The organism is Mycoplana ramosa (assembly GCF_041930185.1).
In the GTDB taxonomy this organism is placed as follows: Bacteria; Pseudomonadota; Alphaproteobacteria; order Rhizobiales; family Rhizobiaceae; genus Mycoplana; species Mycoplana ramosa.
Genome location: NZ_JBHEEW010000001.1, coordinates 92,986 through 112,114, shown reverse-complemented (window position 1 = coordinate 112,114; position 19,129 = coordinate 92,986). Strand labels below are relative to the sequence as shown.

Annotated in this window: 15 protein-coding genes; 9 read left to right on the top strand and 6 right to left on the bottom strand. The window is 63.8% G+C overall.

Annotated features, from left to right (window positions below; all coding sequences use genetic code 11):
• Position 1: 1 nt before the first annotated feature.
• Both napE and JNC62_RS00405 read right to left on the bottom strand, forming a co-directional pair.
• A complete protein-coding gene (gene napE, locus JNC62_RS00410; protein WP_374834903.1) occupies positions 2 to 193 on the bottom strand; it encodes a periplasmic nitrate reductase, NapE protein in 192 nt (63 codons plus the stop codon).
• A gap of 255 nt (positions 194 to 448) precedes the next feature.
• A complete protein-coding gene (locus tag JNC62_RS00405) occupies positions 449 to 3,403 on the bottom strand; it encodes a calcium-binding protein (RefSeq protein WP_374834902.1) in 2,955 nt (984 codons plus the stop codon).
• Between the two features lie 306 nt (positions 3,404 to 3,709).
• On the opposite strand from JNC62_RS00405, the gene JNC62_RS00400 reads away from it, so the two are divergent.
• Positions 3,710 to 5,686 (top strand): adenylate/guanylate cyclase domain-containing protein, encoded by a 1,977-nt coding sequence (locus tag JNC62_RS00400; RefSeq protein ID WP_374834901.1) that lies wholly within the window; start codon positions 3,710 to 3,712, stop codon positions 5,684 to 5,686.
• A 16-nt stretch (positions 5,687 to 5,702) separates the two neighbouring features.
• On the opposite strand, the gene JNC62_RS00395 is transcribed toward JNC62_RS00400, so the two are convergent.
• Positions 5,703 to 6,251 carry a cupin domain-containing protein gene (locus JNC62_RS00395; protein WP_374834900.1) on the bottom strand — a complete coding sequence of 183 codons (549 nt, stop codon included), beginning with the start codon at positions 6,249 to 6,251 and terminating at the stop codon, positions 5,703 to 5,705.
• 164 nt (positions 6,252 to 6,415) lie between these two features.
• Here JNC62_RS00395 and aptA point away from each other — a divergent pair, with 164 nt between their 5' ends.
• On the top strand, positions 6,416 to 7,753 hold the full coding sequence (gene aptA, locus JNC62_RS00390; protein ID WP_374834899.1) for an omega-aminotransferase AptA: 1,338 nt from the start codon (positions 6,416 to 6,418) through the stop codon (positions 7,751 to 7,753).
• 101 nt (positions 7,754 to 7,854) lie between these two features.
• On the opposite strand, the gene JNC62_RS00385 is transcribed toward aptA, so the two are convergent.
• Positions 7,855 to 8,658 (bottom strand): hypothetical protein, encoded by an 804-nt coding sequence (locus JNC62_RS00385; protein WP_374834898.1) that lies wholly within the window; start codon positions 8,656 to 8,658, stop codon positions 7,855 to 7,857.
• A gap of 287 nt (positions 8,659 to 8,945) precedes the next feature.
• Here JNC62_RS00385 and JNC62_RS00380 point away from each other — a divergent pair, with 287 nt between their 5' ends.
• The 6 genes from JNC62_RS00380 to modC all read left to right on the top strand — a co-directional run bounded on the left by JNC62_RS00380 (position 8,946) and on the right by modC (position 14,986).
• Entirely contained in the window at positions 8,946 to 9,605 is a 660-nt protein-coding gene (locus tag JNC62_RS00380; RefSeq protein WP_374834897.1) for a glutathione S-transferase family protein, read from the top strand.
• Between the two features lie 209 nt (positions 9,606 to 9,814).
• A complete protein-coding gene (locus tag JNC62_RS00375; RefSeq protein WP_374834896.1) occupies positions 9,815 to 11,182 on the top strand; it encodes an FAD-binding oxidoreductase in 1,368 nt (455 codons plus the stop codon).
• A 40-nt stretch (positions 11,183 to 11,222) separates the two neighbouring features.
• A complete protein-coding gene (locus JNC62_RS00370) occupies positions 11,223 to 11,969 on the top strand; it encodes an SDR family oxidoreductase (RefSeq protein WP_374834895.1) in 747 nt (248 codons plus the stop codon).
• A 291-nt stretch (positions 11,970 to 12,260) separates the two neighbouring features.
• On the top strand, positions 12,261 to 13,055 hold the full coding sequence (gene modA / locus JNC62_RS00365; protein ID WP_374834894.1) for a molybdate ABC transporter substrate-binding protein: 795 nt from the start codon (positions 12,261 to 12,263) through the stop codon (positions 13,053 to 13,055).
• 156 nt (positions 13,056 to 13,211) lie between these two features.
• Positions 13,212 to 13,913, top strand: coding sequence for a molybdate ABC transporter permease subunit (modB, locus tag JNC62_RS00360; protein ID WP_374834893.1), 702 nt, complete (start codon positions 13,212 to 13,214; stop codon positions 13,911 to 13,913).
• Positions 13,910 to 14,986: a molybdenum ABC transporter ATP-binding protein gene (gene modC / locus JNC62_RS00355; RefSeq protein ID WP_374834892.1), complete on the top strand. Its 1,077-nt coding sequence runs from the start codon at positions 13,910 to 13,912 to the stop codon at positions 14,984 to 14,986. The genes modB and modC overlap by 4 nt, the downstream gene beginning before the upstream one ends.
• A 15-nt stretch (positions 14,987 to 15,001) precedes the next feature.
• On the opposite strand, the gene JNC62_RS00350 is transcribed toward modC, so the two are convergent.
• Positions 15,002 to 15,382: a winged helix-turn-helix domain-containing protein gene (locus JNC62_RS00350; RefSeq protein WP_374834891.1), complete on the bottom strand. Its 381-nt coding sequence runs from the start codon at positions 15,380 to 15,382 to the stop codon at positions 15,002 to 15,004.
• 165 nt (positions 15,383 to 15,547) lie between these two features.
• Here JNC62_RS00350 and JNC62_RS00345 point away from each other — a divergent pair, with 165 nt between their 5' ends.
• Positions 15,548 to 16,756 (top strand): TIGR03862 family flavoprotein, encoded by a 1,209-nt coding sequence (locus tag JNC62_RS00345; RefSeq protein ID WP_374834890.1) that lies wholly within the window; start codon positions 15,548 to 15,550, stop codon positions 16,754 to 16,756.
• Here JNC62_RS00345 and JNC62_RS00340 read toward each other — a convergent pair.
• The gene (locus JNC62_RS00340) at positions 16,726 to 19,023 is read right to left on the bottom strand and encodes a sensor domain-containing protein (RefSeq protein ID WP_374834889.1); all 2,298 of its coding nucleotides are present in this window, start codon (positions 19,021 to 19,023) and stop codon (positions 16,726 to 16,728) included. The two genes, JNC62_RS00345 and JNC62_RS00340, sit on opposite strands and share 31 nt — an antisense overlap.
• Positions 19,024 to 19,129 lie beyond the last annotated feature (106 nt).

Genomic DNA, 19,129 nt, shown 5'->3' with positions numbered 1-19,129 from the left:
CTCAATGTCCCGGGGGGCCGGGCGGGCCGTAAATGATCTGGAACATCCAGACCAGGAAGCCGTATCCGCCCACCACGCCGACGGCGACCAACGGCCATATTCCGAACGCCAGCACGAAAAACGCGATCAGTTCGACACGGCGCCTGGCACGTCTTTCCTGCGAAGCGGGCTGGCTGGAAGAGAGTTCAGACAAATCGACACCTCACCTTGTCGCAGGCAATAGTAGCGTCGGTTGCATAGAAATAAAGGCCCAGCCGCGACGAATGGTTATTTTGGGATCCTTGGTTACGCCGCTGCAATTCGGTGCAAGCCGGACTGGACGACGCCAATCGCTTGTCCGTGACGGATCGGGAAGAGCCCGCCGGGCAAACCGGCAGGCTCCTTGCATCGCTTGACTTTTTGTTGCGGGAACCGAGACCGGCACGAGGCAGTCTCGCTCACCTCCGCCTCAGATCAAAAGGAAGTCCGTCGCGGAGAGAGACGTGACCTTGTCGAGGGTGGCGACGAGAACGGCATCTTCGTCGTTGCCGGCGCCGTCACCATCGTACCACAAGCGGCCATTGTCCTTTTCGAAGAAGAACTGGGCGGTCGTGCCCGTCGCCTTCAGATCGTTGCCTGCATAGAGCACGAGCTTGGAAAAGCCGAAAACACCCTTGTCGATGACGAGCTTGTCCTCGCCGCGCTTGAAATCGGTGATCCGGTCGCCGGAGCCGATCGCATCTCCCGAGCCGTAGATGAACTGATCCGCGCCGGCCCCGCCGGTCAGCGTATCGCCGTCGCCACCGCCCTCGAGCTTGTCGTTGCCGGCTCGGCCATCGAGCTTGTCGTCGCCGAAGCCGCCGGTCAGGGTATTAGCCGAGGCGTTGCCAAGGATCGTATCGTCCCGGGTCCCGCCGATGACGTTTTCGATGCTCACGAGACTCAGACCGGAGGCAACGCCACCGTTCTTCGCGTTGTTTTCGAGATCAACGATGACGGACAGATCCGATACGGCATTCAGGCTGACCGTGTCGACGCCTGCCCCGCCGTTGAAATAATCCGTTTCTTCAGCGGTATAACGGATGAACTTGTCGTTGCCCGCATCGCCATAGAGCTTGTCATTGCCCTTGCCGTCGATGAGGGTGTCGTTGCCGCCGCCGCCCCTGAGGGTATCGTTGCCGGCGCCGCCTTCGAGAAGGTCGTTGCCCGCACTGCCGGTGACGGTGTCCCGCCCCGAGCCGCCGACGTATTCCATCGTCTCCATGCCGGTGAAGGAGGTGCTGGCATTCACCTTGACCAGACCGTTGGTGAAGACGAAGGACACGTCGGACGTTCCTTCGCTGAGGTCAATGATGACACGGTCCGTACCAGTGCCGCCCGAGGCATAGTCGCCGCCGTTGATGTGCAGGATATCGTTGCCATTCTCGCCATAGAGACGGTCCGCTCCGGTGTCCGGCAGGCCGCCCGATGCCCAGAGGATGTCATTGCCATCGCCGCCGTAGAGCTTGTCGGCCCCGGTCCAACCCGTCAGGTAGTCGTTGCCGCCGAGCCCCTTGAGCGTGTCATTGCCGCCCATGCCGTCGAGATGGTCGCTCAGGCTTCCGCCGGTCAGTGAATCGTGACCCTGGCCGGTGGTGATGTCGACGCTTTCGAAGTTCTTTGCCGTCACCCCGCCGTTGACGAGCGTCGCATTGGCAGAAAGCACGAAGGTCAGGTTCGCCTTGCTGTCGTAGCGGTTGATCCAGAGCGTATCGGTCCCCGTCCCGCCATCCACGGCGTAGCGCCCGGCGGTCGAGCCACCCGCGGTGTTGATCATCACCGCGTCGTTGCCGGCGCCGCCGAGCATCGTCGTCAGCGCGGTTCCCGTCTCTGTGTCGGCCGACAGGTAGTCATTGCCGTTGCCGCCATCGATCAGGTTGGTGCCACCGCCATAATCGAGAATCCGGTCGTTGCCGTCGCCGCCCTTGACGGTGTCATTGCCACCCCTGCTGTAGAAACTGTCGTTCCCCTTGCCTCCCGTCATCCTGTTGTTGCCGCTGCCTGCGTCGAAATCGACAAAACTTGCGTTCCCGGCGGACAACACATCGTTGCCGCTTCCGGTGGTGACGGTGAAGCTCTCGCCGTCTGTGACGACGGTCCCGTCCGAAAGCTTGGCGGTCGCTCCCGAGACGCTGAAGGTCAGGTTGCCGGTGCTGTCATATCGCTCGATCCAGACGCTGTCGTATCCCTTGCCGGCCCGGATGGTATCCTTGCCGCCGCTGCCGGCGATGAGAAGATCGTTGCCGTCGCCGCCATCGAGAACGTCGATGCCGAGGCCGCTGGAGATGTGGTCGTTGCCACCGAGACCGATCAGCGTGTCGTTTCCGGATCCGCCGGAAAGCATGTCCGCACCGGACCAACCGGTGAGCCGGTCCGCACCCTCCAAGCCATAGATTTCGTAGGCCTCGAAATTGACGAAGGTCGTGCCGTTGGAAAGGGTCTGCTTCACCGTCGATGCCTTGGCGGTGAAGGTGCCGGAAAAGCCGTGCAGAACGAGCGTGTCTATGTCGGCGCCGCCATCCAGGACGTCCTTGCCGTCGCCGGCCCAGCTTTCCATGCTGTGGCGGATCGTGTCGTTGCCCGCGCCGCCCAGAACCGTGTCGTTGTCCGCGTCGCCGGCGAGCGTGTCGTTGCCGGTGCCGCCATCGATATGGTCGCGTCCGGAGCCGCCCGAGACGGTGTCGTTGCCGCTGTCACCCTTGATGGTGTCGTCGCCGTAGTGGCCGTACATGTAGTCGGAGCCGGCACCGCCATACAGGGTGTCGTTGCCATCATCGCCGGCAATATAGTCCTGGCCGTAGCCGCCGGAGATATAGTCGTCACCGGTGTAGCCCATCAGCGTGTCATTGCCGTTGCCACCGTAGAGCCTGTCGTTGCCCTCGCCGCCGTCGAGCCAGTCACGCCCGATCTCGCCTTTGAGAACGTCATTGCCGCCGCCACCGGAAAACCAGTCGTCCCAGCGACCGCCGGTGAAGCTGTCGGCGTAGCTGCTGCCGTAAAGCTCGAACTGCTCGACGTTGAGGATCTCGGCGCCGAGGATGCTCTTTGAAATGATCGGATCGAAGGCGGCGAACGTGACACCGGCACTCGCGCCGCCGAAATCAATCTCGATCTCATCGAAGCCCAGGCCGCCGTCGATCTTGTCGCCGGAGAGCTCTGCCGGCGCGAGATATCTGATCTCGTCGTCTCCCGTTCCGGCATTGATCGTATCGGCACCGAGGCCTGAAACGATCCGGTCGCGGCCCGAGCCGGTGCTGATCGCATTGTTGCCGTCGTCACCATACTCGCTCTGATCGCCGACCCCGGGGATGGTGTAGCCGACTGCGAGCGGATCTAGCGCAAGCGACGCCCGGAGCGCCGCGACTGAATTCACTTTCTTGCCCATAGCTTCCTCGAAACTTAGAGTTGCTACGCCGACCTGGCGTGTGCCGATTGCTAGTCGGCGTGGAAGCCGGGTGATGTTCCTTCGGTAACAGGCCTGCAATCGCAAGGTGGTGGCGGCAGCGCCAGCCACGGTGCCGCCGACCCTCCATCACGGGCCAGCCAAGCGACGTGGCGCGCACCTTCGGTTTTCCGTTGACGCAAAGAGTTGGCGAATCTTATCAATAAGATCGATACTGACGACTGGCAGCGCCACAAGCTGTTCGAGACCGACACCAACTGCCGCGGCAGAAGGCTTATGGAGCGGAGAATGGCAGGCATGATCAGGGAGGCGGCGCCGGCGAGAAGAGCCTGGCATGGGTCGCTTCGCACCCTCCTCGGCGTCGTGATGGTGGCACTTCTGCTCACTGTCTCCGGGCTGCTGATCGCCCTCGACTACTATCGTGCCCGCAACGCTGCGATCAAAGCAGCCGAAATCCAGATGGGCAGCTTCGATGACCGTCTGATCGCACGCATGCAGGCCCTCTCCGGCGACACCTCGAGCGTCGTCAATCTGATCGTTTCCGTCGCCAACTCCTTCCTTGCACCGCCATCGGAGCGGATTGCGGACAAGGTCACCACCCTGCGGGCAGCACTCTCGCGCTCGCCGCAAATCGACGGCGTCTATGCCGGTTATCCGGATGGCGGATTTTTCCATGCCGTCAATCTATCGTCGACGGACTGGCGCACAGCTCTTGATGCACCGCCAGGTGCCACGATGGCGGTCCGCATTCTGAAGCCCAACGACGGCGGCGCACTGACTTCTGTCATCTTCTACGACGGTAAGGGCAACCAGCTGTTGCAGCGCACGATCACCGGCTGGAACTACGATCCGAGGCAGCGCCCCTGGTATCGCGCCGCTGTTGGCGGAACGGGGCCGATCGCGACCGGTCCCTACAGCATGGCGACGACGAAGTCGCTCGGCATGACCGTCTCCCAGGCGCACAAAGGCAATCCCGACATCGTCGTCGGCGCCGATGTGGTGCTCGATCGGGTCACGCATTTCATCGCCAGCGAACGCCTGACCCCGAGCGCCGTCGCCTTCGTCGTAGGGCCGGACAAGAAGCCCATCATGCATTCCGACCGCGCGATCATGCGGGCGATCGCCGCCTCGAAGTCCGAACGAGACTTCGATCCGGCCAGTGTCCACGACCCACTGCTCGACGCGCTGAGAGCGAATCCGCCGGCTCTGGACACAATGGGCACCGTCGACGTCGCCGGCCGCCAGTGGGTGGCCATGGGATCGGCGGTCGACTCCGCGATCCTGTTCGCTGGCCACATCGCCGTGATCGCGGCACCTGTCGACGAACTGATGGCTTCGGCGCGCGCCGGCCTCTACCAGGGCCTGATCCTTTCTGCCTGCATCGTCGGTCTGGCGGTGCTGGGGGCGCTCCTCTTGGCCCATCTGATCACCAAGTCGCTGCACCAGTTGACCAATAGCGCCAACCGGCTGCAAGAGCTGGACTTCACAACGCCGATCGACGTGCCCACTCGCGTGAACGAGATCGCGACGCTCGGCAGCGCGATGAACAAGGCGCGGGATGCCATTTTCACCTTCGGCCTCTATGTGCCAAAGGAACTGGTGCGCAAGGGGATGGAGTCGGGAGAATTTTCCGGACGGAACGCGCGTCGTCAGGAGGTGACGGCGATGTTCACCGACATCTACGACTTCACCACGATCAGCGAGCAACATCCGCCCGAGGAAGTCGTCAACATGCTGTCGGAGTATTTCGACATCCTCAACGCGACCGTGAACGAGCACCGGGGCACGATCATCCAGTTCCTTGGCGATTCCATCTTTGCCATGTGGAACGCCCCGGCGCCCGACCAGAACCATGCAGAGAATGCCTGCCGAGCCGCGCTGGCGATGAAGGATCGGCTCGATGTCTTCAACGGCAGACAGCGCAGCCGCGGCTTGCCGGAGTTCCGCACGCGCTTCGGGATTCATACCGGCCCCGCCGTCGTTGGCAGCGTCGGGGCGAATGACCGCCTGCAGTACACGGCCATGGGCGACAGCATCAATGTCGCCTCTCGTCTGGAGGGCATGAACAAGAGCTACAGCACCTCGATCCTGGCGAGCAGCGCGGTCGTTTCCCAGTGTCACGGCACGATCCAGTTCCTGCCGCTCGGCCAGGCAAAGGCGAAGGGCCGGTCCACCGTGCTCGACGTCTTTGAAGTGGTCGGCGTGCGCCAAGTGGCTTCGGCGGCGGCGAAGAACGGCGCTGCGGCCCCGGCTGGGGGGTCCTGACCGAACGGAAAAAGGCTCAGAAGGTCGGCGGCGTGCAGGCGCTGATCAACTCGCACGGTACCGGTCCGACGCAGCGGAAACGATGCGGCCGGCGGCTCTCGAAGTAATAGGCGTCGCCGGGCCCGAGGATCCGCCGCTCGTCATCGACCGTCACCTCGAGGCGCCCGGAGAGGATGATGCCGCCCTCCTCGCCGTCATGCACCAGCGGCACCTTGCCCGTGTCGGCACCGGGTTGGTAGCACTCCTTCAGGATCTGCAGGCTGCGACCGAACAGGTTGTCGCCGATCTGGCGGTAGGAAATCGGCCCCTTGCCGATCTCGACCAGTTCGTCGGCGCTATAGAAGGCCTTGCGCGAACGCTCCGGCTCGAAGGCGAAGAATTCGGCAAGTCCGATCGGAATGCCGTCCAGGATCCGCTTGAGGGCGCCGACAGACGGGTTCGATGCGTTCGTCTCGATCAGCGAGATGGTGGAATTGGTGACGCCTGCCCGTTTCGCCAGTTCGCGCTGCGACAGGTTGTGGGCCATGCGCAGGCTGCGCAATCTGCCTCCGATATCGACCGACATGCCACCGCTCCCGATGCTGCACTGCGCGCCTGTTTCTATTGTTCGATATACCGAAACATTCGCGCCTTCACCTCTTAGATTTCAATAAGTTCATATCAGGCAGAAAAGGACTTGTTCAATCTGCCAAATCATGGCGTCAATGCCTCAACCAGAGGAGACTTCCCATGAACGTTCATAAAAAGCCCAACGCCCCGGTGCTCGACAGCTACTGGATGCCGTTCACCGCCAACCGGCAGTTCAAGGCGGCGCCGCGCCTGCTCGCGTCCGCCGAGGGCATGCACTACACGAGCCACGACGGTCGCACCGTTCTGGACGGCACCGCCGGGCTTTGGTGCGTCAATGCCGGCCACGGCCGCCGCCAGATCGCCGCCGCCGTCGAGCGCCAGCTGACGCAGATGGATTTCGCGCCGTCCTTCCAGATGGGCCATCCGATCGCCTTCGACTTCGCCGAGCGCCTGGCCGAGATCGCTCCCGGTCCGGAAGGCGCAAAACTCGACCGGATCTTCTACACCGGTTCCGGCTCGGAATCGGTCGACACCGCGCTGAAGATCGCGATCGCCTACCAGCGTGCGATCGGCCAGGGCACCCGCACGCGCCTGATCGGCCGCGAGCGCGGCTATCACGGCGTCGGCTTCGGCGGCATCTCCGTCGGCGGCATCGTCAACAATCGCCGCGTCTTCCCGCAGCTCCCCGGTTCCGACCACCTGCGCCACACGCACGACCTTTCCAAGAACGCCTACGTCAAGGGCCAGCCGGAGCACGGCGCGGAACTCGCCGACGACCTCGAGCGGCTGGTCGCCCTGCACGGCGCCGAGACGATCGCCGCCTGCATTGTCGAGCCGGTCGCAGGCTCCACCGGCGTGCTGATCCCGCCGAAGGGCTATCTCGAGCGCCTGCGCGCGATCTGCGACAAGCACAGCATCCTGCTGATCTTCGACGAGGTCATCACCGGCTTCGGTCGCCTGGGTGCTGCCTTTGCGACCGACTATTTCGGCGTGACGCCGGATCTCGTGACGACCGCCAAGGGGCTGACCAACGGCGCCATCCCGATGGGTGCGGTGTTCGCCAGCCGCAAGGTGCACGACGCGCTGATGCACGGGCCGGAAGGCGCGATCGAGCTGTTCCACGGCTACACCTATTCCGGGCACCCGGCCGCCTGCGCCGCCGGCATTGCCACCCTCGACATCTACCGCGACGAGGGCCTCTTCACCCGCGGCGCCGAGTTGCAGGACGCCTGGCACGAAGCGATGCACTCGCTGAAGGGCCTGCCGCACGTCATCGACATCCGCACGATCGGCCTGATCGCCGGCATCGAGCTTGCGCCCCGCGACGGCGCTGTCGGCGCGCGCGCCTACGACGTCTTCGTCGATTGCTTCGAGAAGGGCCTGCTGATCCGCGTCACCGGCGACATCATCGCCTTCTCGCCGCCGCTGATCGCCGAGAAGAAGCACTTCGAGGAGATCGTCTCGGTGCTTGGCGATGCCTTGAAGCGGGCGAAATAAGCGGCACCGGATGAGATACAAAAGGGCCGGTCAGCGATGACCGGCCCTTTCTATTTCCGCCAACTGTTGCTTGCCAACTACCGGACGCTGCCGTGTGCCGTCTAGAACTTGATGGCGAGGCCGATGATAGGGCCTTGCTGGACGACGTCGAACACGAAGCCGTCATTGCTATAGTCGACCCCGAGCGCCCGGTAGCCGACCACCGCCGAGAACGTTTCATTGAATTTATAGCCGGCCGTCGCGGCGACATCCCAGTCGATGTCCGCGCCACCACCGCCGACCAGACCCCAGCCGGCGAGGAAGACGTTCGGGGTGAGGAAATAGCTTCCCTTCACGCCGCCGAGGGCATCGACCCAGGTGTCGCCGTCGCTCTTCGATACTCCGTCAAGGCGGCCACCGACGAACGAGATCGATGTGTTAACGGACCAGACGCGAACGCCGCCGACGATGTCGAGGCGGCCGGCATTGTCCTCCAACACCGAATAGCCGACGCCGGCAAATCCCGCGAAAGTTTCCGCATCGACCTCGATCCGATCGGCCAGGAAGCCCCTTGGCGTGGCGCTGTTACCGGAGATCTTGGTATATAGCAGGTCGCCAAACACGCTATATCGCCCATACCGGGCCTCGCCGATCGCCATTGCGCCAAAGTCAAGGTGGTCCCAGATATCCCTGAACGATGCATCCACATGCACAGTGGGCTCGAAGCGTCCGATTTTGGTACCGACGTCGCCGGACAGCCCGGCCGCCCAGAAATACGGCGCGAACGTGAAGGTCCAGCCGCTTTCGGTCTGTACCTGCTGCGCATCCGGCGTCATGACGGTCGGCGTGAGGTCGGCGGCCAGAGCGCTGTGGCCGAGCGTGCTGGTCCCAAGAAAGACAAGCGTGAATGCGATGCGATGCGTCATGTGTCCCCTCCAAGGGTTTCCCTGACAACTTTTCGCTGCGACTGGTTCGCGCGTATCCCAATCCCCCAGGAGCGCGCGTTCAGCCAATGCCAACGAATCGATAATGCCGGCAGTTCGACCATGACAACAAGACTTCGGACACTTTGACAAGCGCGTTCTGTTTCCGCAACCGTCGGCGGTGATGGCGAACGCCCTGCCACGGCCCGCGCAATTTTCTCAATCGGAGACCGGTTGCGATGTGCAATCGGATTCGCTAGGCTATGGTCCAACCGGCACGGGAGGACGTTATGAAGCCGATCCTTTTTGCGCATCCATTTTCGTCATACTGCCAGAAGGCGCTGATTGCGCTCTACGAGAACGACACCTCTTTCGAGTTCCGGATGCTCAGCCCGGAAAATCCCGATGTCCTTCGGGAATTCGAGGCGCTTTGGCCGATCAAGCGCTTCCCGGTCCTTGTCGACGGCGGAAGGACGTTGCTGGAAGCGACCGTTATCATCGAGTACCTGGCGCTCGCCCACCCCGGCCCATTCAAGCCGGTTCCGGACGATCCGCTGGCGGCGATCGAGGTGCGGATGCTCGACCGGATCTTCGACAACTACATCAGCACCCCGCAACAGAAGATCGTCTTCAACGCCATTCGGGCGGAGGCGGATCGCGATCCCTATGGCGTCGGCGAAGCGCGCACGCTGCTGGAGCGGACCTACCGGTGGCTGGACCGCCACATGAGCGGCCGGATATGGGCGGCGGGCGACGCCTTCAGCCTGGCCGACTGCGCCGCCGCTCCGGCGCTGTTCTACGCCGACTGGACCCATGCTATCGACCCGGCGCTCACCAACCTGAAGGCCTATCGCGACCGGCTGCTCGCCCGCCCCTCCTTCGACCGCGCGGTGGACGAGGCGCGGCCGTACCGCAAATACTTTCCGCTCGGCGCGCCGGACCGGGATTGAGCGGGCGCACCAGCCTCAGATCAGGCCGCGCCCGGCAAGGTTGCGCATCAGGGCGGCAGCGCCGAAGATCCCAGCAACAATATCTTTTATTTTCAATCTGTTGACAGGGATGTGAATGCGATTTCCGCCGTGGGAAGATCGCGATTGCAATCTGACAAGGTCATCGCTAGTCAGAAACGGTCTCGTTGCGGCACACACAGGAAGCCACCATGACCATCATCGAAGAGTTGAAGCGTGCCCTTGGCCCGGAAGCCGTGCTCACCGGCTCCGAGATCGGTGAGCGCTACGTCAGCGACGCCAGCCTGACCGGGCGGGTTGCACCGATGGCGGTGATCCGTCCGCGAAGCGTGGACGCCGTTTCCGCCGCCCTCAGCATCTGCAATGCGCACGGCCAGCCGGTGATCCCCCAGGGCGGCATGACGGGCCTGGCCGGCGGCGCCAACCCGCGTGGCGGCGAGGTGGCGATTTCACTGGAACAACTGGCAGGGGTGGAGGAGATCGATCCGGCGGCAGCAACGATCACGCTCAAGGCGGGAACGATCCTTGAAACGGCGCAAGCTGCTGCGGCAGATGCGGGCTTCCTGCTGCCGATCGACCTCGGCGCACGCGGCAGTTGCCAGATCGGCGGCAATCTTTCGACAAATGCCGGCGGCATCCGGGTCATTCGCCACGGGGTCACGCGCGACAACGTGCTGGGACTGGAGGTGGTGCTCGCCGACGGCACGGTGCTGTCGATGCTCAACAAGATGACGAAGAACAACACCGGCTACGACCTGCGCCAGTTCTTCATCGGCGCCGAAGGAACGCTCGGCATCATCACCCGCGCCGTTCTCAAGCTGAAACCGCTGCCGGCTGCGCGCAGCACGGCGCTTGTGGCCCTGGAAAGCTACGAAGCCGTGATCGCCTTTCTTCAGAAGGCCCAGCGCGAGTTGCTCGCACTCTCCGCCTACGAGGCGATGTGGCAGAGTTTCGTCCGCTTCAGCAGCAAGGCCGAGGGTATCAAGCTGTTCGAAGCCGAATATCCCTTTCTCGTGATCATCGAGGAAGACGGCGACGGTTCGGAGGTTGCGCGCGAGCGGTTCGAAGGTTTCCTCGGCGGCGCACTGGAGGAGGGCCTCATCGTCGATGCCCTCATCGCCCAGTCCGAGAAGGACGCCCGCAATTTCTGGACCGTGCGCGAGGCCGTCACGATGGATCGATTGTTGCCGTCTCTGGTCAACCTCGACGTGAGCATGCCGAGCGGCGAAATCGGCCGTTTCGCCGAGGCCTGCGAGGCAGAACTGCTGTCACGCTTCCCCGGCGCCCATGTCTCCTTCTACGGCCACATCGGCGACAGCAACCTGCATATCGCGTTTTCCTTGGAGAACGCCTCGGAGAGCGATCTGCATGCCGTGGACGAAATCGTCTATGCTCTGGTGCAACGATTCAAGGGTTCCATATCGGCAGAACACGGGATCGGCACGTTGAAACGTCCCTATCTCGGCTGTTCCCGAAGCCCCGAGGAACTGGAAGCCATGCGCCGGATCAAGCACACCCTCGATCCGAAAGGCATCCTGAACCCCGGCAAGGTTATTTGAGGGGCCGGCTACGGCCAGGCATTGAAGTGCGAGCGTTCAGATGACCGATAGCAAACGACGCGTCCTCGTGACCGGCGCAACCCGCGGACTGGGCCTTGAGATCGCCAAGGCATTTGCCCAGGCAGGGGCTCGGGTCGCCTTCAACGGTCGTGACGCTGCGGCGCTGGAAGCCCAGTGCGCTTCCTTGCGCCAACAAGGCCTCTTCGCCGAAGCGCTGCCGGCTGACCTGGCAGAAAATCCTGAGACGATTGCGCATCGCGCCGCGGAGCGGCTTGCCGGGCTCGATGTGGTCGTCCATGCGGCCGGCGTTCGCGACCGGCGCAAGACCGGCGATCTCGACGGCCCGGCCTTTGCCGCGCTGCTCCACGTGAACCTCACCGCGGCCTATCGGCTGGCGCGCGCGGCCATTCCGCATCTTCAGAAATCCAGTGCCGGGCGGTTGATCTTCGTGACATCGATCGCAGCGCGGATCGCCCGCAAGCCCGATCCCGCCTATACGGCGTCGAAGGGAGGACTGGAGGCCTTGACCCGGTCGCTCGCAGTCGAATTCGGCGCTGACAACCTCACCGTGAACGCGATCGCGCCCGGCTGGTTCGTCACCGAACCGAACAAGGCGCTGTCGGAGGATGCAAGCGTGCAAGCCTTCGTCGACGTGCGCATTCCGTTGAAGCGCTGGGGTCGACCGGAGGAACTGGCGCCGGCGGCCCTGTTCCTCGCCTCGCCGGCCGCCAGCTTCGTCAACGGCATCACGCTCACCGTCGACGGCGGCATGTCCGCGCAGATGTAGCCGAAGCGCAGTTCAGGCCTTTCTGTCAGTGCGTCATGGCATCCGCCTAACCGGTGTCGAAGTCGTCAAGCCGGAGCGGCGCAATCGGCTGCAACGGCGACCGGTCGGGCTTAAAGTCGAGCAGTCCCTCGTCCTCGCGGATTTCGTTGCCCCGAAATGAGCGCCCTGCCCCGCGTCCGCAGTTGGGCGTTATCCGCCGTTCCTGCAAGCGATATATTTTTGGATATATAGCACTGGCCATTTGCCGGTGACCGTTATATTCAACGAAATATCGCGCGCATGGAGGGAACTATGAAATTCAACCGTCGTCACTGGATGAGGCTCGCGGCCGCCTCGGTTGCCGCCACCTGGCTCGGCAGCACGACCATGGCCGCGCCGGCGTCGGCTGAGGACAGGCTCACGGTCTTTGCCGCCGCCAGCCTGAAGAATGCGCTCGATGCGGCCAACGCCGCCTGGACGAAGAAAACGTCCCGGGAAACGACGGTCTCCTATGGCGCCAGCTCGGCACTCGCAAAGCAGATCGAGGCTGGCGCGCCCGCAGACATCTTCATCTCCGCCGATCTCGCCTGGATGGATTATGTGGCGGAGAAGAAGCTGATCAAGGACGATACGCGCTCCAACCTGCTCGGCAACCGCATCGTGCTCGTGGCGCCTAAGGATGGGGCCAAGCCGGTCAAGATCGAGGACGGCTTCGACCTTGCCGGCCTCGTGGGTGACGGCAGGCTCGCCATGGGGGCGGTCGACACCGTTCCCGCCGGCAAATACGGCAAGGCCGCACTGGAAAAGCTGGGCGTCTGGCAATCTGTCGAGGCCAAGGTCGCAGGGGTGGAAAGCGTGCGCGCGGCGCTCGCGCTGGTGTCCCGGGGCGAGGTGCCCTACGGCATCGTCTACCAGACGGATGCCGCGGCCGATCCGGGCGTGGCGATCGTCGGAACATTTCCCGACGACAGCCACCCGCCGATCATCTATCCGATCGCCATCCTGTCGGAAGCCAGGAGCGCCGAGGCCGGCGCCTATCTCGACTTCCTGAAATCCGACAAGGCGGCGGTGTTCTTCACCGAGCAGGGCTTCACCGTCCTGAAGTGAATTCCTCCCCGCGGGCCTTTGCCGGGAACGGTGCGGGCGTTGTATTCCTTTGAAACGTTGCACTAACGTGGCTGCAAATGATTCCCAACCGATGCGCAAGGGCTTTCGCCGGACGGCGTGCCCCGAGATGCCAATCGGGGAACTGTGAGCTCTGACTTGGACTGGTTGACCCTCAGCGACGCGGAATGGACGGCGATCCGGCTGAGCCTGCTCGTTTCCACGGTTGCGGTCGCAGCGAGCCTCCCCTTCGGCGTCCTGGTGGCACTCGCATTGTCGCGGGGCACGTTCTGGGGCAAGTCGCTGCTGAACGGCATCGTCCACCTGCCCCTGATCCTGCCGCCGGTCGTCACCGGCTTCCTGCTGCTCGTCCTGTTCGGGCGAAAAGGTCCGATCGGCGCGTTTCTCGATGAGTATCTCGGCATCGTCTTCGCCTTTCGCTGGACCGGTGCCGCACTTGCCTGCGCGGTCATGGGCTTTCCGCTGCTGGTGCGCTCCATCCGCCTGTCGCTCGATGCGGTCGATCGCAAGCTCGAGGATGCGGCAGGCACGTTGGGGGCCAACCGGGCCTGGGTCTTTGTCACCGTCACGCTTCCGCTGATCCTGCCGGGCGTCATCGCCGGCACGATCCTCTCCTTCGCCAAGGCGATGGGCGAGTTCGGCGCGACGATCACCTTCGTCTCCAACATTCCCGGCGAAACGCAGACGCTGTCGGCGGCGATCTACACCCTCACCCAGGTTCCCGGCGGCGATGCCGGCGCAATGCGGCTGACGATCGTTGCCATCATCATCTCGATGACGGCGCTGCTTGCATCGGAATACATGGCGAGCGCGGTCGGTAAGCGGGTGCATTTTGAATGACGCTGTCGGTCGAAATCCGCCACCAGCTCGGCACCTTCCGCCTCGACGCAGGCTTTACGTCCGAAGGCGGCGTCACCGCGCTGTTCGGTCGTTCCGGCTCGGGCAAGACCTCGCTCCTGCGCGCGATCGCCGGCCTCGTCCGCCCTGACGAAGGCCGGATCGTGCTCGACGGCGACATCCTGGTCGACACCAAGCGCAAGATCTTCGTGCCAAAGCACAAGCGACGCTTCGGCTACGTCTTTCAGGAGGCGCGGCTTTTTCCGCATCTTTCCGTCAGCGGCAACCTGACCTATGGCCGTTGGTTTGCGCCGCGCGACGCCGAGACGGCGAGCTTCGAGCATGTCGTCGATCTCCTCGGCATCGACGCCCTGCTCGACCGGCGGCCGGCGAACCTTTCCGGCGGGGAGAAGCAGCGCGTGGCCATCGGCCGTGCGCTTTTGTCGGCGCCGCGGTTGCTTCTGATGGACGAGCCGCTGGCGGCGCTCGACGAAGAGCGCAAGGCGGAAATACTGCCCTATCTGGAGCGGCTGCGCGACGAAACGAAGATCCCGATCGTCTATGTCAGCCACGCCGTGCACGAGGTGGCGCGGCTGGCGGACCGCGTCGTCTTGCTGAACGATGGCAGGGTGGAGGCCATCGGCGCCGTGTCGGACGTGCTGAGCAGCCCGCTGCTCACCGCGGCCGTGGATCGTCGCGAGGCCGGAAGCGTGCTGATGGGCACCATCGTCGCCGTCGATCGGCCGCATCGGATTGCGACCGTGCGCCTGAATGGGCGCGACCTCCACGTGCCCAACACAGATATCGATGCCGGCCAGGCCGTGCGCGTGCATATTCCCGCCCGCGACGTCATGCTTGCGACCGGCAAGCCCGAGGGCCTGAGCGCACTGAATATTCTCCAGGGAACGATCGCGAAGATCGCCTCCGACGGCGAGGGCATGATCACGGTGGAGGTCGATTGCGGCGGCGATGCCGTCCATGCCCGCATCACCGCACTGTCCGGCGAGCGGCTGCAACTGCACCCTGGCAAGACCGTGTTTGCCATCATCAAGACGGTTGCGCTCGACACGCGCTGAGGGACACGCGCTGAATCAGCGGCCGTCTTCCGGCGCACCCTCCGCACGATTGGCCTGCAGCCAATCCAGATCCTTGGAAAGCGCCCCTCTCGCCTTCTCCTCCATCCCGCGGAAGCGTTCCAGAAGCTCCTCGCCGAACGGGGTCACGGCCGCGCCGCCGCCCTGCTTGCCGCCGCGCTGCGATTCCACCACCGGTGCGGCGAACATGCGGTTCATGGCGTCGACCAGCAGCCAGGCGCGGCGGTAGGACATGTCCATCGCGCGGCCCGCCGCCGAGATCGATCCGGTCTCGCGGATCTTTTCCAGCAGCATCGCCTTGCCGCGCCCGAGCCGTTCGCCATGCGGAAAATCGATCCGGAGGATCACGCGCAGGTCACCGGATGCGTCGTTCTTCATCGGGCCCCAGTCCTCTTGATTGTCCGGTTAACCTAGCGAATGTCGAATGCCAGTGCCAATGCAGCAGTCGGCTGTCAACAGCCCCCGCGCCGTCCGGATATCGCTTGCGCTCCGCCGCCGTCCGCGCAAGAAGAGCGGCGAACGAATTCAGTGGCGGACCGACGGATGCAACGGGACGAGATAGCGATCATCGGCGGTGGGCCGGCGGGGCTGATGGCGGCCGAGATGCTGAGCGGCGCCGGACGTGCGGTGACGGTGTACGAGGCGATGCCGACCGTGGCCCGAAAGTTCCTGCTGGCCGGCAAATCCGGGCTCAACATCACCCATTCGGAACCCTATGCCCGGTTTGCCGGCCGGTTCGGCGAGGCCGCGGAGCGCCTGCGCCCGGCGCTCGACGCGTTTCCCCCCGACGCGGTGTGCGCCTGGGCGGCCGGGCTTGGCATCGAGACGTTCGTCGGCAGTTCCGGCCGCGTCTTTCCGACCGCGATGAAGGCTTCGCCGCTGCTGCGGGCATGGTTGCGCCGCCTGGAGGCGCAAGGGGCAACGATCAGGACCCGTCATCGCTGGATCGGCTTTGCCGATCAGCACCTTTTGTTCGACACGCCGGAAGGCCCAAAGACGATTGAGAGCGCGGCCACGCTCCTTGCGCTCGGCGGCGCCAGCTGGCCGCGGCTCGGCTCCGATGCATCCTGGGTCGGCCCGCTTCGGGAGAAAGGCGTGCCTGTCGCGCCGTTCCGGCCAGCAAATTGCGGCTTCGACGTTGACTGGAGCGAAGCTTTCCTGTCGCGTTTCGCGGGCGAGCCGATCAAGTCGGTGACGGCGACGTCCGATGCCGGCGTCATTCCCGGCGAATTCGTCATCACCCGACACGGGATCGAAGGTAGCCTCGTCTATGCCCATGCGGCCAGCCTGCGCGATGGGCTCGAACGCGACGGCGAGGCGGTGCTTCTCCTCGATCTGATGCCGGGCCGAGCCGCCGAGCGGCTCGCACGCGACCTCGGCCGTCAGAGCGAAAAGGCGAGCCTGGGCAATCGCTTGCGCAAGGGCGCGAGCCTGCAGGGCGTGAAAACGGCCTTGCTGCGCGAACTCGCACCCGATCTCGCACGATACGCTCCGGAGCGTCTCGCAATGACGATGAAGGCCCTGCCGCTGCGGGTCCAGCGACCGCGCCCGATCGCCGAAGCCATCTCCTCGGCCGGCGGCATCCGGTGGAGTGGAATCGATGCCGGCTACATGCTGCAGGCGCTACCCGGCGTTTTCGTCGCCGGCGAAATGCTTGACTGGGAGGCGCCAACCGGCGGGTATCTGCTGACGGCCTGCATGGCAACCGGCCGGGCCGCCGCTCAGGGACTCGATAGCTGGCTTCGACGATAGGGGCCGCGATCCTGCTCGGCGTCGGTGCGCGCCGCGAGGTACGTCGGCAGCGCGTCGCGGGCAAGGGGTGCCGAGATCAGAAAGCCCTGACCGAAATCGCAGTTCATCCCCTGCAGAATTTCCAGCTGTTCCTCGGTTTCGATTCCCTCGGCGACGACCTGCATTCCAAGGCTGTGGGCAAGGCCAACGGTGGCGCGCACGATACGGAATGCATCCGCACTCGCAGACATGTCGCGAACGAACGACCGGTCGATCTTGATCCGGTTGACCGGAAAACGCCGCAAATGCGCCAGCGAGGCATATCCCGTGCCAAAGTCGTCGAGCGCAATCGAAAAACCCAGTTTGTCCAATTCGGTCAGTGTCTGCGCAATCTGGTCATGGGCGGCATCGAGAAGGATGTTTTCGGTCAGTTCCACTTCCACGCATTGCGGTTCCAGCCCGCTTTCCATGACCATCGCCCGCAACATCGTGGGAAAGCCCGAGCAACGGATCTGTGCCGCCGCAACGTTGATCGCCACCTGACCGATGTCCAGGCCCCGGGACCGCAGGCCACGCACGCTGTCGAACGTCTTGCGCAAGATCTGATGGCCCAGTTCCACGATCAAGCCGTGCGCCTCGGCCACCGCAATGAACTCGGCCGGACTGACCGTCTTGCCGGCCTGGTTCCAGCGTGCCAGCACCTCGAACCCGGCATGGGATCCGTCGCTGATCCGGAATTGCGGCTGCAAGGCGACGTCGATCTGATTCGCGGACACGGCCGCTGCCAGCGCGTTTGCCATCCTGAGCCTGCGCTCATTCTCCACAGACATGACCCGCGAATAGAGCTTGTGCCGGCCGCGGCCCTCGGCCTTCGCCTCGTAGAGGGCGAGATCGGCTTTCTTCAGCAGGCTTTCCGGCCGCCGTCCGTCACGAGGAAACAGACAGCCCCCGATGCTCATGCGCGGCGTGATCTGATGCCTCTGGAAAGGAACCGGCTGCTGAACCCTTGCAAGCAACCTCTCTAGGGTCTTGTCGATGTTCGCTCTCGTGGCATTCGACAGAATGATCGCAAATTCGTCTCCCCCGAGCCGCACGAGGGTATCTGCCTTCCGGATTGCATCCTGCATCCGTTTGGCTACCGCAATGAGCAGCGCATCGCCGGCAGCATGGCCCAGCGTGTCGTTGACCTGCTTGAAACCGTCGAGATCCACCACGATCAAGGCGCCGCTCACACCGGTCTTGCGACTGCTTGCGACGGCCTGCTCCAACCGCTTCTCCAGCACCGAGCGATTGAACAATTTCGTCAGCGGATCGTGCTCGGCGTGATACTTGATGGCGGCTTCGGATCGCTTCAGCTCGGTGATATCGGTTCGGGTGCCGACGACATGACCGGAGTTTGATCGTCTTTCCTGCACCTGCAGCCAACGCCCCCCGGCGATTGCCACGACCGCCTTGCGCCCTGGATTTGCGTGTTCGCGCAAGCGTGCCTGGAGCCAGGCTTCGCGCCCCTCCGCGGTGTTGCGCGGCAGGATGTATTGCCCATTCTGCAATCCGCATTGGACGATCGCGGCGTAGGTGCTGCCGGGCACGATCGCTTCACGCGCCTTGCTGTACATTTCCTCGAAGGCACGATTGTGCAGGACAAGTCGATCTTCGGCGTCAAAGGCGGCAATGCCGTCGGGGATCGTCTCGATGACGTCCACAAGCAACGCCTCGGCATTGCGACGTCTGGCGACCTCCTCTTGCAAGGTCTGCTCGGCGAGCTTCCGATCGGTGATGTCATACCGGATCGAGACATAGGCGTTCGTCCGACCCGCGCGGTCCGCGACCGGGACGATCGTGGTGTCGACCCAGTAGAGCGCGCCGGATTTGGTGCGATTGCACACTTCGCCGTGCCAGATTTCACCGCGGGCGATCCTGCCCCACATGCCCTCGAAGAAATCTTTCGGATGGTGCCCCGAGTTGACGACCCGATGGTTCTGTCCGATCAGCTCGTCGGATGCGTAGCCGCTGATCGCGCAGAACTTGCTGTTGACGAAGACGATCTTTCCACGCCTGTCCGTCACCGCAACGATCGCATGCTGGTCCAGCGCAGCCTGGTAGGCGCTGAACAGTCCTTGCAAACCGCCGTTTTCATCCTCCCCATCTCGGGTGTTGCCTGCGCCTCGCTTCGAGTCCGCCAGGATCCGGACAATTGCTGGTCGCCGCCGGCGTTTGCGGGAGCGGCTTTCGCCGACGCTTTCATCGACGATCGGCACAGTCTCTTCAGTAATCTGCAATCCATCCATTCTAATTCAGGCTCCGTGCTGAATGGATCAACTGTTGTGTATTATAACTAAACGAAACAAGCAGTTATCGCTGATTTGACATTTCACAATTTTTGCGGTGTGTTGG